The sequence below is a fragment of the Brevundimonas sp. EU05-FHT14B07 genome (assembly GCF_058790795.1).
The window spans coordinates 154,107-168,655 of sequence record NZ_JBYTCZ010000005.1; the positions used below are offsets into that span (position 1 = coordinate 154,107).

Sequence of the window (14,549 nt, forward strand, 5' to 3'; positions counted from 1 at the left end):
TCAGCTGATCCAGCTGGTTTCGCAACGATCCTGCCGCCACCCGTTGAGCGTCCGGGAATAGAAGCAAGTCTGGCCACCACCGCCCAACATGACCCATTCCTGACCGACCGACAGCGCGGCCCGTGTTCTCGAAAGAGAATAGGTCGGAGGCTCGACGGAAAACCAAGGATGAAATTCGCCGGTCATATCGCTCTGATGGCGACGCGGCTCAGGCAGCCCTAAAGAACGCCAATCGCATTTCGCCCTTGCCTCCAACCGCATTCCTCCAGTGACGCCCTCCGGAGAAAATTCCTTCAACGCTTGCGCCATCAAAGCGCAGTCTGCGGAAGTGACGTGCTCTGATCTAACGATGGGAACGGTGAAAGCTGCCCAAAGCGAAGCGAGCACCGTCACAACTGCCAAGCCTGCCGCCGTGGGCTTTACCCATTTGTCGGAGGCGTCGAGCCTTCCCCGCCAGATCAGATCGAAGGCTACCCACGAGACGGTGGCCAGCATGCCGAAACCGGTCATCCAGGGGTATACTGAGGCGCGGTTGTCGAAGTTCAGACGCACCATGAGTTCCGCGAGAACGAAAGCGCAGATCAACAAGACACTCGCCGCCAACGAATAGGCGGCGATCCGGCTAGGTGATCTTTTCGAAAGCCAATCGTAGGTGCGATCCGCAGCCAGCAGACAGATCGCAAATGCCACCACAAAGATGACGTCACCCTGGAAACTGAAACCTTGAAACCAGACGGCGATAGCGAGGACCAAAACGGTCAACGCCGCCATTATAACGACCGAGGCTCTCCACACCTTTAGATTCATTACGCCCCTCCACTGCCTAGTTCGCCAGCGACTTGAAACATTAAAAAGGCCCGGCTGCTGCCAGCCGGGCCTTTCGCCATCACCTTTTTAAGGATCAGGCCGTCTCTTCTTCCTCGGCCTTCGCGGGCGCGCTGGCGCTCGTGATGTCGAAGTCGATCTTGCCGTCCTTCAGCTGGACCCTGACGTGTCCGCCGCGCGTCAGGCGGCCGAACAGGATGTCGTCGGCCAGCGGCTTCTTGATCGAGTCCTGGATGACCCGCGCCAGCGGACGCGCGCCATACAGTTCGTCGAAGCCGTTCTTGGCCAGCCAGTCGGCGGCTTCGTCGGTCAGTTCGATGGTGATGTTGCGGTCCGCCAGCTGGGCTTCCAGCTGCAGGATGAACTTGGTCACCACCGAACGGATCGTATCGGCCTGCAACGGCTTGAAGGCCACGATGGCGTCCAGGCGATTGCGGAACTCCGGCGCGAACAGGCGCTGGATGGCCTTGTCATCCTCGCCCTCGACCTTGCCCCGGCCGAAGCCGATGGAGGCGCGCGCGTTGTCGGCGGCCCCGGCGTTGGTGGTCATGATGAGGATGACGTTCCTGAAATCGACTTTCTTGCCGACCGCGTCGGTCAGCATGCCGTTATCCATCACCTGCAGCAGGATGTTGTAGACATCCGGGTGCGCCTTCTCGATCTCATCCAACAGCACGACGGCGTGCGGATGCTGATCGACGGCGTCAGTCAGAAGCCCGCCCTGGTCGTGGCCGACGTAGCCGGGAGGCGCGCCGATCAGACGGCTGACCGTGTGGCGCTCCATATATTCCGACATGTCGAAACGCTGCATCTCGATGCCCAATGTGGCGGCGAGCTGCTTGGCGACCTCGGTCTTGCCGACACCGGTCGGGCCGCTGAACAGGAAGCTGCCGATCGGCTTGTTCGGATCGCGAAGACCTGCCCGCGCCAGCTTCATGGCCGCCGACACCTGTTCGATGGCCTGTTCCTGACCGAAGACGGCGCGCTTCAGGTCGGTTTCCAGTTCGCGCAGGCTTTCGGTGTCAGACTTGGACACCGACTTGGCCGGTATGCGAGCCATCTTGGCGATGACGGCCTCGACCTCCTTCTGACCGATGACCTTCTTCCGCTTGGATTCGGTCAGCAGCATCTGCGACGCCCCGGCCTCGTCGATCACATCGATCGCCTTGTCCGGCAGCTTGCGGTCGGTCATGTAGCGCGCCGACAGCTCCACCGCCGTGCGCACGGCGCTGTCGGTATAGCGGACCTTGTGGTGCTGCTCGTAGTAGGTCTTCAGGCCCTTCAGGATCTTCACCGTATCCTCGACCGTCGGCTCGTTGACGTCGATCTTCTGGAAGCGACGCACCAGGGCGCGGTCCTTTTCGAAGTGCTGGCGATATTCCTTGTAGGTCGTTGATCCCATGCAGCGCAGCGTGCCGGACGCCAGGGCCGGTTTCAGCAGGTTCGAGGCATCCATCGCCCCGCCCGAGGTCGCGCCCGCACCGATCACCGTGTGGATCTCGTCGATGAAGAGCACGGCGTTGTCGTGGTTCTCCAACTCCTTGACCACCTGCTTCAAGCGCTCCTCGAAGTCGCCGCGATAGCGGGTGCCGGCCAGCAACGCGCCCATATCGAGCGAATAGATGGTGGCGTCCTTCAGAACGTCAGGCACTTCGCCGTTGACGATCTTGCGGGCCAGACCTTCGGCGATGGCGGTCTTGCCGACACCAGGGTCGCCCACCAGAAGCGGGTTGTTCTTGGTCCGCCGGCACAGGATCTGGATCGAGCGATCCACCTCGGCCTGACGACCGATCAGGGGATCGACCTTGCCCTGGCGCGACTTCTCGTTGAGGTCGACGCAATAGGCTTCCAGCGCCTCGCCGCCCTGTTTGACGGCGGAAGCATCCTCGGCCTCTTCGGGCGAAGCGCCTTTGGCCGGACGGGCCTCGTTGGCGCCCGCCTTCTTGGCGATGCCGTGGGCGATAAAGTTGACCGCGTCATAGCGCGTCATGTCCTGCTCTTGCAGGAAGTAGGCGGCGTGGCTCTCGCGCTCGGAGAAGATGGCGACTAGGACGTTGGCGCCGGACACTTCCTCGCGGCCGGACGACTGGACGTGGATCACCGCGCGCTGGATCACGCGCTGGAAGCCGGCGGTCGGCTTGGCGTCCTCGCCGTCGCTGGTGGCCAGGGCGGCCAGGTCGTTGTCGACATAGAGGGTCAGCGCCGCTTTCAACGCCGACAGATCGACGTTGCAGGCCTGCATGACGCCGGTCGCATCGGGATCGTCGATCAGCGCGAGCAGCAGGTGCTCGAGCGTCGCATACTCATGCCTGCGCGCATTGGCGTATCCCACCGCGCGGTGCAGGGTTTCTTCGAGAGGACGGGAAAATGAAGGCATAGGGAGGCTCCTCTCAGTCCTTTTCCATCGTGCATTGCAAAGGGTGCTGGTGGCGGCGCGCCGTCTCGATGACCTGCGCGACCTTGGTCTCGGCGACTTCGTAGGTGAAGACGCCGCAGACGCCGACGCCATGCTGATGCACATGCAGCATGATGCGGGTGGCCTCTTCCCGGCTCTTTTGGAAGAACCGCTCCAGCACATAGACGACGAATTCCATCGGCGAATAATCGTCGTTCAGAATCAGCACTCGATAGAGCGAGGGCTTTTGCAGCTTCGGCTTTGTTTCGGTGACGACGGCGGTTCCTTGACCGCCGCCGGTCTCACCGGGCCTTTGTATGGGCATTCGTGTTCCGTAATCGGGGAGTCGTCTTGGCTCTCAGATAGGGAATGATGGCCTGAATTGAAGCGGCGTCCAGTCACGGCTTTCGTGAAGGGCGTCTGACAAAGATTTCACGTGATCACAGCAGGTCAACGGCTCAGGTTGAGCGCCTCAGTTGAACAGCTCCCGATCGCCATGCCCGCCGCCCTCGTCGCCGCCCTTTCGCTCGCCGCCTTCGCCCAGCCTACGCCGCTGGAAACCGCCGTCATGGCGGCCGACGCCAAACTTTTCGCTGTCTTCTTCGAAGGCTGCGACCCGGCCGGACTTCGGGCCATGCTGACCGACGATTTCGAATTCTTCGACGACCGAGGCGGGCGTGTGGCGACCGACGCCGACAGCTTCGTGGCGCAATACGCCTCGCGCTGTCAGGACCGCAGCGCGCCCGACGCTTGGCGGACTCGGCGCGAGGCTCTGCGGGACGGTCTGGCCGTCTATCCCATCAACAAGTACGGCGCGGTCGAAACGGGCGAGCACGTCTTCTACGAGCGCAAGGGTGATGGCCCCGAACAGCGCGTGGGACGCGCCCGCTTCACGCAGATGTGGAAACAGGACGGGACCGAGTGGAAGCTGGCGCGGGTCTTCAGCTACGACCATTCCGCCCTGCCCTGACAGCAAAAAAGCCCCGGAGCGAACTCCGGGGCCTTCTCGATTCTTCAGGCGGTTCGCGGGATTAGCGAGCGGCCTGGAAGGTTTCGACCGAGGCGGTTACGCGCTCGTTGATCGGCTTGATGCTGTCGTTGACCGTGGCGGTGACGATCTCGTTCGTCTTGGTCAGCTCGGCGACATAGCGCTCCATCGACTTCTTGGCCCAGGCGGTCTGGAGCTCGAAGAACTCGTGCACCGAACGGGCGGTCGACAGTTCCTTGGAGGCGGCGACGCCGTCTTCCCACGAAGACTTGGCGAAGCCCAGCGCCTGTTGCGACAGGGCCTCGGCGCCTTTCTGGGCGACGGTGACCGACTCGACCATGGCTTCCAGGGTCTTCTTGCTGTGCGCGTTCAACTCGGCCATCGAGGCCGTCGACTTGTCGATGCCTTCACGGAAGGCCTGGGTGCCAGCGGCTTGCATGGTTTCGGCTTGCGCCTTGACCTTGGCGGCAGCCGAAGTTGCGGCGGCGGTGGCTTGGTCGGCGGTTTTCTTCACGGTTTCAGCGGCGTCGGCCATGATCGTCTCTCCGGTAGAAGGCCCTTGGGGACGGGCCTGAGGGCGGAAATAATGACGCGAGAGGATCTCGCAGACCCGCAATATGCTGCACGTGCGAAGGTTTTTCAAGCGTTTTGTGCAATGCACAATATGTTCGGCGATAACCTTGATCGGCCGGTCAAATTTGCGTTGACGCGCGGTTAACCACCACGAAACCCGCGCTTCCTATGCTAGCTGTTTGTTCGTGACGGCCGGGGGGCCTGTCGCACCCTGCTCACCGAGGGGTTGTCCCGCCCATGATTGCTTTTCTCCGCCGTGGCCTGTTCGCCGTCCTCGCGCTTTCGCTGGTTCTGGGCGCAAACGTCAGGCCGATCGAGGCCCAGACCGCCTACTCGGCCCAGGAGAACAGCCGCTACGCCGCCATCGTGATCGACGCCGCCACGGGCGAGGTCCTGTTCGCGCGAAACGCCGACAGCCGCCGCTATCCAGCGTCCCTGACCAAGATGATGACGCTGTATCTGACGTTCGAAGCGCTGTCTCAGGGCAAGGCCAATGTGAACGACGTGCTGACGATCTCGCCGCGCGCCGCGTCCCAGCCGCCATCGAAACTGGGCCTGGCTGCTGGCCAGACCATCACCCTGGACGACGCCATGCGCGCCACCGCCGTGCGGTCCGCCAACGACATGGCCCTGGCCATTGGCGAGCACATCGGCGGATCGGAAGCCCGCTTCACCAATATGATGACGCAGAAGGCCGCGCAGCTAGGCATGACCCAGACGCGCTACTACACCGCAAACGGCCTGCCGGACGCACGTCAGGTGACCTCCGCGCGCGACCAAGCCATTCTGGCGCGCGCGATCATGCGCGATTTCCCTCAGTACTACAGTTATTTCGGCCTTCACGACTGGGCCTACAACGGCCGCAACTATCGCAACACCAACGGCCTGCTGCCGACAGGGCGCGGCTATGACGGGATGAAGACCGGCTACACCAACGCCTCGGGCTACAACCTCGCCGCCTCGGCCGTGCGTGACGGGCGACGCCTGATCACCGTGGTCCTGGGCGGCCGTTCGACCGCCAGCCGCAACGCCCACGTCGCCGAACTCATGGACACCGGCTTCGAGGTCGAGCGCCGCCGCGCCCAGGGCGAGCGGATCCAGGTGGCCCAGACCTTCTTCGAGCAGCGCGGATTCGGCGTCGGGTCGGCGATCGCCGACGCCCCGATCGCCTATGCTTCGGTCAATGACGACGAGGACGGCGTCGGCGCGGAATCCACCGCTGTCGCCTATACGGCCGCACCGGCGCCCGCCGCCCTGCCGACCCGCGTCGCCGCTGCCCCGTCGGAGCGCGCAGCCAGCCAGCGGGCCGCCGCAGCGCTGCCGCCCATCGGTTCGGCGCCGGCCGCCTCCGCCGCTACGCGCGGGCCACGCAATGTCACCGCTTCGCTGAACGGCGCCCCGGCCAATGCCGCTGTCGCGCCGTCCACCACGCCCCGTCGTTCTGCGTCGTCTGCAACGCGTGAACCGACACGCGCCGCGCCCAGAACGCCGGCCGGTCGCTGGGCGGTGCAGGTCGGCGCCTTCCGCGAGGAAAAGGTGGCGACCGACTGGCTGACCGAGGTCAATCGCCGCTTCCGCGATCAGTTCGCCACCGCCGAACGCAACGTCCAGACCGCCGGCGACTGGTATCGCTCGCGCTTCGTCGGCCTGTCCGAAACCGGCGCAAAGTCCGCCTGCGAGGCGCTGGCTGCGCGTCGCGTGACCTGCATGGTCATCGGCCCCGACTGAACTAAAACCTCTAGAACAAATGTTCTTGCTTTGTTCTATCTGATGTCGCATCGTCCTTCCCATGGAAACCGCCAAGGGAAGAGGCGCGCGTTCGAATGTCAGCGGCCGCTACGAGCCTGAGCAGCATCAGTCGTTCGATGACGGCTGGACGCAAGACGACGCCGAGGCCGCGCCACTGCGCACAACCCTCACCCCTGAACACGCCCGCACCATCATTGCCCGGAACGACAGTCCGGACATCGGCTTCGACCGCTCCATCAACCCGTACAAAGGTTGCGAACATGGCTGCATCTACTGCTACGCCCGTCCGTCCCATGCCTGGATGGGCCTATCCCCGGGCCTGGATTTCGAGAGCCGGATCTTCTTCAAACCCCAGGCCGCAAGTCTGCTGGAACAGGCGTTCCTCGCACCCCGATACCGATGCAAGCGCATCCACATAGGCGGCAATACAGACCCCTATCAGCCGGTCGAACGTGATCTGAAGTCGACGCGCTCGATCCTGGAGGTCATGCAAAGATTCAGGCATCCGTTCAGCATCATCACCAAGTCGGTGTTGATCGCGCGCGATGCCGACATTCTGGGCCCGATGGGCAAGGCGGGGCTGGCCTCGGCCTTCGTCTCCATCACCACCCTGGATCGTGGGCTGGCGCGGGCGATGGAGCCGCGCGCCTCCACCCCCGCCAAGCGGCTGGAGGCGATCAGCCGCCTGGCGGACGCCGGTTGTCCTGTCGGAGTCGGTTTCGCCCCCGTCATTCCCGGTCTGAACGACCACGAACTGGAAGCCATACTGGAAGCCGCCGCCAAGGCCGGGGCGACGCGGGCCATGTATGTCACCCTGCGTCTGCCGCTTGAGATCAAGGATCTGTTTCGGGAATGGCTGGCCGACGCCCGCCCGGATCGCGCCGCGCGCGTCATGTCCCTGATCCGCCAGACACGCGGGGGCAAAGATTATGACGCCGACTGGTCTCAGCGGATGAAGGGAACCGGCCCTGTCGCCGAACTGATCGGAACCCGGTTCAAGGCCGCCGTCAAACGCTACGGCCTCGACACGCCACACCACCTGTTGGACGAAACCCAGTTCCGGGTGCCGGCCGACGCCCGGCCTCAGCTGGAGTTGTTTGGTTAGTCGTCCGCCGCCGAAGGATCGATGGCGCGCGTGACCAGATCGCGCCAGGTCGGATCGGTGTCATCGACCAGATCGACATCCTCCATCAGGGCCACCGCGCCCTCCCCGTCCGGCAGGATCAGACCCAGGATTTCCATCTCCTCGCCATCGGCGCCGAGGTGGCTTTCGGCCTGAACCGCCACGGCCGCCTGTTCGCCGTCCTCTTCCCACCAGATGACCGGCTGAGGCAAATCCATGACGATGGGACGCGGATCGTCGGTTTCGCCCAAGGCGAACACCGCACGTCTCGCCTGAACGTCGTCCAGCGTCGCCACGGCGCCGGTGAACGGCGTCAGCCGCATCCAGTCGTCGGCGTCGAAACCGCCGCCGTCCTCTTCGCTCGTGTCGTCCAAGGTCATCGTTTGAAAACCCCCACCAGTTCGACGTGCGAGGACCACAGGAATTGATCCACCGGGGTCACCGTCTCCAACGTAAAACCGGCATCGATCAGCACCCGCGCATCACGCGCAAAGGTCTGAGGGTTGCACGACACGCCCACGACGACGCCGGCCTTGGTGTCCGCGATCTGGGCCGTCTGGTCGATCGCGCCGGCCCGCGGCGGGTCGAACACGATGGCGTCGCATCCCTTCAGGTCATAGGGATTCATAGGCCGACGAAACAGATCGCGCGCCTCGGCCGTGATGGCCTTCATCCCTTTGGCCGAACCGACGGCGGCCTTCAGCGCATCGATGCCCGGCTTGGATGCGTCCGCTGCGATCACCGGCGCGACCGTGGCCAACGGGAAGGTGAAGGTCCCCGCGCCGCAGAACAGATCTGCGATCTTCTTGGCGCCCTTCACCGCCGCCAGCGCGCGCGCAACCATCGCCGCCTCGGCCTGGGGCACAGCTTGCAGGAATCCGCCAGCCGGCAGGGAGACCGTCGCCGGACCGAACGCCACCTTCGGCTGGCGCGCCATGACCAGGGTGTCGCCCGCCAGGCTGAGGCGCGCCAGATCGGCCCGGTGCGCGGCCTGAATGGCCTGCATCTGGGCGTCAGCCGACAGGCCGCCGCCCGAGCGGCGTTCGACCCCGGTCACATCGACATCCAGCCCCGACAGGGTCCAGGTGACGTGCAGGGTCGGCGCGGACTTCGGATGTTCGAAAAAGGCGGCCGCGACCTGGGTCAGCGCCGGAATGGCCGCCACGATCCGGGGATCGGCGACCGGACAGGCCTTCACCTCGACCAGCCGCCAGGAGCGGCGCGCCTTGAAACCCAGCACAACCCGTCCATCCTGGGTGCGACGGGCATGAAGGGCCAAGCGGCGACGACTGGCCGGCGGGGTCGCCACCGTCGCCTCGATCTCGGTCTCGATCCGCTCGCGCGCCAAGGCCAGGCGCACCTGTTCTCGCTTCCAATCCAGATACGGCTTTTCCGACCAATGCTGAAGCGAGCAGCCGCCACAGTCGCCATACTGGGGCGAGACCGGTGCGATCCGGTCGGGGCTGGGTTTGACGATCTCGACCTCTTCCAGCCGCCCGTCCACGACGACGCCGCGCACCGTTTCGCCGGGCAAAGTCAGGCCGGCGAACACCGGGCCGGACGGCGTCTGGGCGACGCCGTCGCCCTGGCCGCCGACGCGGTCGATGGTGAAGATGTCCATCGGCCGGCTTCTAGCCGGGCGTCCCCTTTCGCTCAAGCCACGGGGCCACAGCGGCGGACCGGCTGAACATGAACGAAGATGAACGAACCGATCAATTGCCGTTCAGCTTCGCCGTCGTAAATCTTGGTGCAACGAGACACGAGGCTTTGCCGTTAAGGTTTGACGGAAACCGTTCGGTCCTCAGAGGGTTGGAAAATGCGTCTCACGAAAACATCGATCGCCGCCGTCGCCGCCCTGGCGTTCGGCGTCACGGCCGCCCCGCTCACGGCGTCGGCCCAGAACTATTACGGCAGCGGCTACAGCCAGAACTACGGCACCGGCGCCTACAGCCGCTCATATGATTACAACAGCGGCCGCTATTACGATCCTTGCGCGCGTGAGCGCCAAGGGCGCACCGGCGCCGGCGCGGTGATCGGCGGCGGCGCGGGCGCCGTCATCGGCTCGCAACTGGCAGCACGCGGCCGTCGCACGGAAGGCAGCATCCTGGGCGGCGTGCTCGGCGCCGTGGTCGGGTCGCAGGTCGGTCGGTCCAGCTCGGACGCGTGCCGCAGCTATCAAAGCAGTTATGGCTCGAACGGCTACTACGCCCAGGGCTACAGCCAACCGAGCTACGGCTATTACGATGATCGTTACACCGGTGACCAAGGCTATCGCTACGACGACTACGACCGTCGCGACGACTATGCCTACAGCCGTGGCGGCTACTACGACGACCGCTCGCGCCCGGTCGAATCCTATCAGAATTCAGACGGATGCCGTCTGGCCGAAAGCCAGGTCCGTCTGCCGGATGGTCGCACGGACACCCGCTACGTCCGCACCTGCCCCGACCAGTACGGCCGCTATCGCGTCGTCGATTAAATTTCAGCCCCCCTGTCGATCGACGACGTGACGGAGCCGCTGGAGGAGCAATCCTCCGGCGGTTTCTCTTTGTTTTGGGGCTATCGGCATTCGGCCTACTTGAGCCCGTTTTGGGGTTACGGCCCTAGCCCGGCTTCTTCGCCCACAGCAGGAACTCGACATTGCCGTCACCGCCGGTGATCGGGCTTTCGGTTGTCGCCTGAACCGCCCAACCCAACGCTTCCAGCCAGTCGCGCACGCGCTCCACGGCCGCCGCATGCGCCCTCGCATCCTTGATCACGCCCTTCTTGCCGCCGCCCGGGCCATCGGCCTCGAACTGCGGCTTGACGAGGGTGACCAGCTCCGCGCCAGGGGTTGCAAGATCGAGCGCGACTGGAAGCACTTTGATCAGGCTAATGAAACTGGCGTCGCAGACGACCAGTGAGGGCGGCTGCGGGATCAGATTTTCCGTAAGGTCCCGCGCATCGGTGCGCTCCAGATTGATTACGCGTGGATCGGACGACACCCGTGCGTGCATCTGCCCGAAGCCGACATCGACGGCGAACACCTTCGCCGCGCCACGGGTCAGCAAAACCTCGGTAAAGCCGCCGGTCGATGCGCCGACATCCAGCGCCACCCTGCCCTTCACGAGGACGGGCCACAGGGTCAGCGCGTGGTCCAGCTTCAGCGCGCCACGCCCGACCCAAGGGTGGGCGGGCTGGGCCTCCAGCGCGATGTCGTCCGCGAACTGTTCGGACGCCTTCCGCACGATCACGCCGTCGGCCAGAACCAGCCCCGCCTCGATCGCGGCGCGCGCTTGCGAGCGGCTGTCGAACAGGCCGCGTGCGACCAGAAGCTGATCAATCCGCGTCTTCACGGCCTTGCTTTCATCAAGGCGTCAAAGCGACGCCAGACGCGCCAGCGCCGCCTGCAGCTTGACCTTGCCCGCCTCGGCCTCGGCCAGCTTTGCGCGCTGTTCGTCGACGACTTCCGGCGCGGCGCGAGACACGAAGTTGGGGTTGCCCAGCTTCTTGTTCACATGGCCGATGTCGCTGTCGAAGGCGGCGATTTCCTTCTCCAGACGGGCCCGTTCGGCGGTCAGATCGATGATGCCCGCCAAGGACAAGGCGATGGTCGAACCGCCGGACACGAAGGTCACAGCCCCTGTCGGCGCCGCGTCAGCCGAGCCGACCTCGGACACCCGGCCCAGGGTCAGGATCAGATCGCGATGGCGGGCGATTCGCTCAGCCGTCACTGCGTCGGGCGCGACAAAGGCCAGCGGCGGCTTGGCCGACGGCGGCACATTCATCTCGGCGCGCAGGCCGCGAATCTCGCTGACCAGATCGACCAGCCAGCCGATCTCGGCTTCGGCCGAGGCGTCGATGAAGGCGTCCGGCAGCACCGGCCACTCGGCGCCGATCAACAAGCCGTCGCGTGCGGGCCCCTCCTTGCCCAGTTCGGCCCACAGTTCCTCGGTGATGAAGGGCATGACCGGATGCAGCAGCTTCAGCGTCTGATCCAGCGTCCAGGCGGTCATCGCCCGCGTCTCGGCCTTGGCGGCTTCATCAGCGCCCTGGAATACCGGTTTGGCCAGTTCCAGATACCAGTCGCAGAACACATTCCAGACGAAGCGATAGAGGGCGCCCGCCGCATCGTCGAACCGTCCGCCTTCGATAGCTTCGGACACGGCGCGTTCGGCCTTGGCCAGCTCGCCCCGGATCCAGCGGTTGATCGTCTGGTCGACGGTGGCGGGATCGAAGCCCTCGACCCGGCGCGCCTCGTTCATCTGGCTGAAGCGTGCGGCGTTCCACAGCTTGGTGCCGAAATTGCGATAACCCTCGATCCGCTGCTTCGACAGCTTGATGTCGCGCGTGCCCGACAGGATGGCCATGGTGAAGCGCAGCGGGTCGGCGCCCAGCTCGTCGATGATGCCCAAGGGGTCGATGACGTTCCCCTTGGACTTGCTCATCTTCTGGCCCTTCTCGTCGCGGACGAGGCCATTGATGATGACGCGCTTGAAGGGGACCTCGCCCATAAAGTGCTGGCCCATCATCATCATCCGGGCGACCCAGAAGAAGATGATGTCCGCCGCCGTGACCAGGTCGCTGGTCGGATAGAACCGCTCCAGATCCTCGGTCTTCTCGGGCCAGCCCATGGTCGAGAACGGCCACAGGGCCGAGGAGAACCAGGTATCCAAAACGTCCTCGTCCTGGGTCAGGGCGACCTCGGAATCATAGTCCGCCATCGCCTGTTCGCGGGCGTCCTCTTCCGTTTCGGCGACATAGATTTCGCCGTTCGGGCCATACCAGGCCGGGATGCGGTGCCCCCACCAGAGCTGGCGTGAGATGCACCAAGGCTCGATGTTGCGCAGCCATTCGAAATAGATCTTCTCGTAGGACTTGGGCTCGAACACCGTATCGCCCTGCTCCACCGCCTTCAGCGCAGGCTGGGCCAGGACCTTGGCGTCGACGTACCACTGGTCGGTCAGCCACGGCTCAATGACTACGCCGGAGCGGTCGCCGTGCGGCACGACGTGTTTGGTCTTCTCAATCTCGCGCAGCCAGCCCTCTTCCTCGGCGCGGGCGACGATGGCCTTGCGCGCAGCGAAACGGTCGAGGCCCTGAAGGTCGCGCGGGATTTCGTTTTCGATCAGGAACAGCTCTGAACCGTAATCCAGCGCATCGGTGCCGGGGCTTTCGCGGTAGGTCACATCGGCTGAGCTAAGAATTTGCCCGAACGAGTTCATAATGTTGATGGACCGCAGCCCCGCACGCTTGCCGACTTGGAAGTCGTTGAAGTCATGTGCCGGCGTGATCTTGACCGCGCCGGACCCCTTTGTTGGATCGGCATATTCATCCGCGACGATGGGGATGCGACGGCCAGTGATAGGCAGGGTGACATCATTCCCAACAATCGACGCATACCGCTCATCGTCCGGATGCACCGCCACGCCGGTGTCGCCCAGCATGGTTTCCGGCCGGGTCGTGGCGACGACTATGAAGTCACGCGTCTCCCACTCCGTCGCCTCGCCCTCCTCGTCGAAGGCGATGGGGTGTTCATAGGTCACGCCGTCGGCCAACGGATAGGCGAAATGCCAATAGGCGCCATCCACCTCGCGCTGCTCGACCTCCAGGTCCGAGATGGCGGTCTGGAAATGCGGGTCCCAGTTCACCAGCCGCTTGTCGCGATAGATCAGGCCTTCCTTGTGCAGTTGCACGAAGACCTTGCGGACGGCGGCGTTCAGCCCCTCGTCCAGGGTGAACCGCTCTCGGGACCAGTCGCACGATGCGCCGAGACGGCGCAGTTGACGCACGATGGTCCCGCCGCTTTCGGCCTTCCATTCCCAGATCTTCTCGATGAAGGCGTCGCGGCCCATGTCGCGCCTGCCGACATTGCCGCCGGCGGCCAGCTGTCGCTCGACCACCATCTGGGTGGCGATGCCGGCGTGGTCCGTGCCCGGCAGCCAAAGCACCGCCTTGCCCTTCATCCGGTGATAGCGGGCCAGGATGTCCTGCAGCGTATTGTTCAGCGCATGGCCGATGTGCAGGCTGCCGGTCACGTTGGGCGGCGGAATGACGATCGAATAGGCCTCGGCGGCGCCGTCGGTGCGGGGCGCGAATAAGCCGCTCTCTTCCCACTGGGCGTAAAGGCGGGGCTCGGCGGCCTGGGGTTCGAAGGTCTTCTCAAGCATCGGAATAGGTCTTTTGCAAAATGCGAAAGGGCGGCCCCTTCAGGAGCCGCCCCTCGGATTAGTCTGGGCTGAAGCGAAGGGCTAGGCGCTGCGCGCGATGCGTTCGACTTCCTTTTGTACCGCCGTCTGGACAATGCCGGGCAGGTTGTTGTCCAGCCAGTCCTTCAAAAGCGGGCGCAGCATCTCGGCGACCATGGCCTCGACCGTGTTGCCGCTGACGAAGGGCAGGTCGCCCGAGGCCGACGGAGCCGGCTCAGGCTTCTTGAAGCTGGCGGCCAGGCCCGCAAAGGCCGAGGCCGCGCTGGCGGCGGCGCTGTCGCCGACCAGGGTGTCATAGGCCGGGGCCGGCTCGGGAGCCGATTCGTAAGCCGGCGCGGGTTCAGGCTCGGGCTGATAGGGCGCGGGCGAATGCTCGACCACGTCCAGATCGCCGATAGTCTCGGCCGGCGCTTCATAGCGGTCGGTCAGTTCCAGCACGTCGTCTTCGACGGCGGCGGGTTCCGGCGTCGGCTCGACCGGGGCGGCGAAGACGGTTTCGGCCGCGATCGGCACGGGAACCGGCTCAGGCGTGGCTTCCGGCATCGCGGCCGCCGGCGTCTCGGCCGGGGCCTCGTCTTCGGAGATGATCCGGCGAATCGACGCCAGAATCTCTTCCATGGTCGGTTCCTGGGCGGACTGATCGGTCATGGCGCAACCTTGGGCGAGGCCTGGGTAGAAGGGGTGGGCGCCGAACGACGGATCGCTCGA

Annotated in this window: 13 protein-coding genes; 4 read left to right on the forward strand and 9 right to left on the reverse strand. The window is 64.8% G+C overall.

Going from position 1 to position 14,549, the window contains the following annotated elements; genetic code table 11:
• The 3 genes from AC3WRC_RS13105 to clpS all read right to left on the reverse strand — a co-directional run bounded on the left by AC3WRC_RS13105 (window position 1) and on the right by clpS (window position 3,545).
• On the reverse strand, window positions 1-807 hold the full coding sequence (locus AC3WRC_RS13105; protein WP_055754787.1) for a hypothetical protein: 807 nt from the start codon (window positions 805-807) through the stop codon (window positions 1-3).
• A 94-nt stretch (window positions 808-901) separates the two neighbouring features.
• On the reverse strand, window positions 902-3,202 hold the full coding sequence (clpA, locus tag AC3WRC_RS13110; RefSeq protein ID WP_026108343.1) for an ATP-dependent Clp protease ATP-binding subunit ClpA: 2,301 nt from the start codon (window positions 3,200-3,202) through the stop codon (window positions 902-904).
• Between the two features lie 13 nt (window positions 3,203-3,215).
• Window positions 3,216-3,545: an ATP-dependent Clp protease adapter ClpS gene (gene clpS / locus AC3WRC_RS13115; RefSeq protein WP_017504641.1), complete on the reverse strand. Its 330-nt coding sequence runs from the start codon at window positions 3,543-3,545 to the stop codon at window positions 3,216-3,218.
• A gap of 171 nt (window positions 3,546-3,716) precedes the next feature.
• On the opposite strand from clpS, the gene AC3WRC_RS13120 reads away from it, so the two are divergent.
• The gene (locus AC3WRC_RS13120) at window positions 3,717-4,190 is read left to right on the forward strand and encodes a nuclear transport factor 2 family protein (RefSeq protein ID WP_492304128.1); all 474 of its coding nucleotides are present in this window, start codon (window positions 3,717-3,719) and stop codon (window positions 4,188-4,190) included.
• Between the two features lie 61 nt (window positions 4,191-4,251).
• Here the strand turns inward: AC3WRC_RS13120 and AC3WRC_RS13125 are convergent, their stop codons facing one another.
• Complete coding sequence (locus AC3WRC_RS13125) at window positions 4,252-4,743, reverse strand: phasin family protein (protein WP_492304129.1); 492 nt, start codon at window positions 4,741-4,743, stop codon at window positions 4,252-4,254.
• Window positions 4,744-5,018: 275 nt separating this feature from the next.
• Here AC3WRC_RS13125 and AC3WRC_RS13130 point away from each other — a divergent pair, with 275 nt between their 5' ends.
• Both AC3WRC_RS13130 and AC3WRC_RS13135 read left to right on the forward strand, forming a co-directional pair.
• Window positions 5,019-6,509 carry a serine hydrolase gene (locus AC3WRC_RS13130; RefSeq protein ID WP_492304130.1) on the forward strand — a complete coding sequence of 497 codons (1,491 nt, stop codon included), beginning with the start codon at window positions 5,019-5,021 and terminating at the stop codon, window positions 6,507-6,509.
• Between the two features lie 61 nt (window positions 6,510-6,570).
• Entirely contained in the window at window positions 6,571-7,635 is a 1,065-nt protein-coding gene (locus tag AC3WRC_RS13135; RefSeq protein ID WP_492304131.1) for a PA0069 family radical SAM protein, read from the forward strand.
• Here the strand turns inward: AC3WRC_RS13135 and AC3WRC_RS13140 are convergent.
• Both AC3WRC_RS13140 and AC3WRC_RS13145 read right to left on the reverse strand, forming a co-directional pair.
• Window positions 7,632-8,027: a hypothetical protein gene (locus AC3WRC_RS13140; RefSeq protein WP_492304132.1), complete on the reverse strand. Its 396-nt coding sequence runs from the start codon at window positions 8,025-8,027 to the stop codon at window positions 7,632-7,634. The genes AC3WRC_RS13135 and AC3WRC_RS13140 overlap by 4 nt on opposite strands.
• A 2-nt stretch (window positions 8,028-8,029) precedes the next feature.
• Entirely contained in the window at window positions 8,030-9,274 is a 1,245-nt protein-coding gene (locus AC3WRC_RS13145) for a class I SAM-dependent RNA methyltransferase (RefSeq protein WP_492304133.1), read from the reverse strand.
• Window positions 9,275-9,469: 195 nt separating this feature from the next.
• Here AC3WRC_RS13145 and AC3WRC_RS13150 point away from each other — a divergent pair, with 195 nt between their 5' ends.
• Window positions 9,470-10,132: a YMGG-like glycine zipper-containing protein gene (locus tag AC3WRC_RS13150; RefSeq protein ID WP_492304134.1), complete on the forward strand. Its 663-nt coding sequence runs from the start codon at window positions 9,470-9,472 to the stop codon at window positions 10,130-10,132.
• Between the two features lie 124 nt (window positions 10,133-10,256).
• Here AC3WRC_RS13150 and AC3WRC_RS13155 read toward each other — a convergent pair whose 3' ends face one another.
• The 3 genes from AC3WRC_RS13155 to AC3WRC_RS13165 all read right to left on the reverse strand — a co-directional run bounded on the left by AC3WRC_RS13155 (window position 10,257) and on the right by AC3WRC_RS13165 (window position 14,489).
• Complete coding sequence (locus AC3WRC_RS13155; protein WP_492304135.1) at window positions 10,257-10,988, reverse strand: TlyA family RNA methyltransferase; 732 nt, start codon at window positions 10,986-10,988, stop codon at window positions 10,257-10,259.
• 21 nt (window positions 10,989-11,009) lie between these two features.
• Window positions 11,010-13,802: a valine--tRNA ligase gene (locus tag AC3WRC_RS13160; RefSeq protein WP_492304136.1), complete on the reverse strand. Its 2,793-nt coding sequence runs from the start codon at window positions 13,800-13,802 to the stop codon at window positions 11,010-11,012.
• Window positions 13,803-13,883: 81 nt separating this feature from the next.
• Window positions 13,884-14,489 (reverse strand): DUF2497 domain-containing protein, encoded by a 606-nt coding sequence (locus AC3WRC_RS13165; protein WP_492304137.1) that lies wholly within the window; start codon window positions 14,487-14,489, stop codon window positions 13,884-13,886.
• Between the last annotated feature and the right edge of the window lie 60 nt (window positions 14,490-14,549).

Excerpts from the sequence above, each read along its gene's own strand:
- AC3WRC_RS13105 (WP_055754787.1), bottom strand. The coding sequence starts at position 807 with ATGAATCTAAAGGTGTGGAGAGCCTCGGTCGTTATAATGGCGGCGTTG.
- clpA (WP_026108343.1), bottom strand. The coding sequence starts at position 3,202 with ATGCCTTCATTTTCCCGTCCTCTCGAAGAAACCCTGCACCGCGCGGTG.
- clpS (WP_017504641.1), bottom strand. The coding sequence starts at position 3,545 with ATGCCCATACAAAGGCCCGGTGAGACCGGCGGCGGTCAAGGAACCGCC.
- AC3WRC_RS13120 (WP_492304128.1), top strand. The coding sequence starts at position 3,717 with ATGCCCGCCGCCCTCGTCGCCGCCCTTTCGCTCGCCGCCTTCGCCCAG.
- AC3WRC_RS13125 (WP_492304129.1), bottom strand. The coding sequence starts at position 4,743 with ATGGCCGACGCCGCTGAAACCGTGAAGAAAACCGCCGACCAAGCCACC.
- AC3WRC_RS13130 (WP_492304130.1), top strand. The coding sequence starts at position 5,019 with ATGATTGCTTTTCTCCGCCGTGGCCTGTTCGCCGTCCTCGCGCTTTCG.
- AC3WRC_RS13135 (WP_492304131.1), top strand. The coding sequence starts at position 6,571 with ATGGAAACCGCCAAGGGAAGAGGCGCGCGTTCGAATGTCAGCGGCCGC.
- AC3WRC_RS13145 (WP_492304133.1), bottom strand. The coding sequence starts at position 9,274 with ATGGACATCTTCACCATCGACCGCGTCGGCGGCCAGGGCGACGGCGTC.
- AC3WRC_RS13150 (WP_492304134.1), top strand. The coding sequence starts at position 9,470 with ATGCGTCTCACGAAAACATCGATCGCCGCCGTCGCCGCCCTGGCGTTC.
- AC3WRC_RS13160 (WP_492304136.1), bottom strand. The coding sequence starts at position 13,802 with ATGCTTGAGAAGACCTTCGAACCCCAGGCCGCCGAGCCCCGCCTTTAC.
- AC3WRC_RS13165 (WP_492304137.1), bottom strand. The coding sequence starts at position 14,489 with ATGACCGATCAGTCCGCCCAGGAACCGACCATGGAAGAGATTCTGGCG.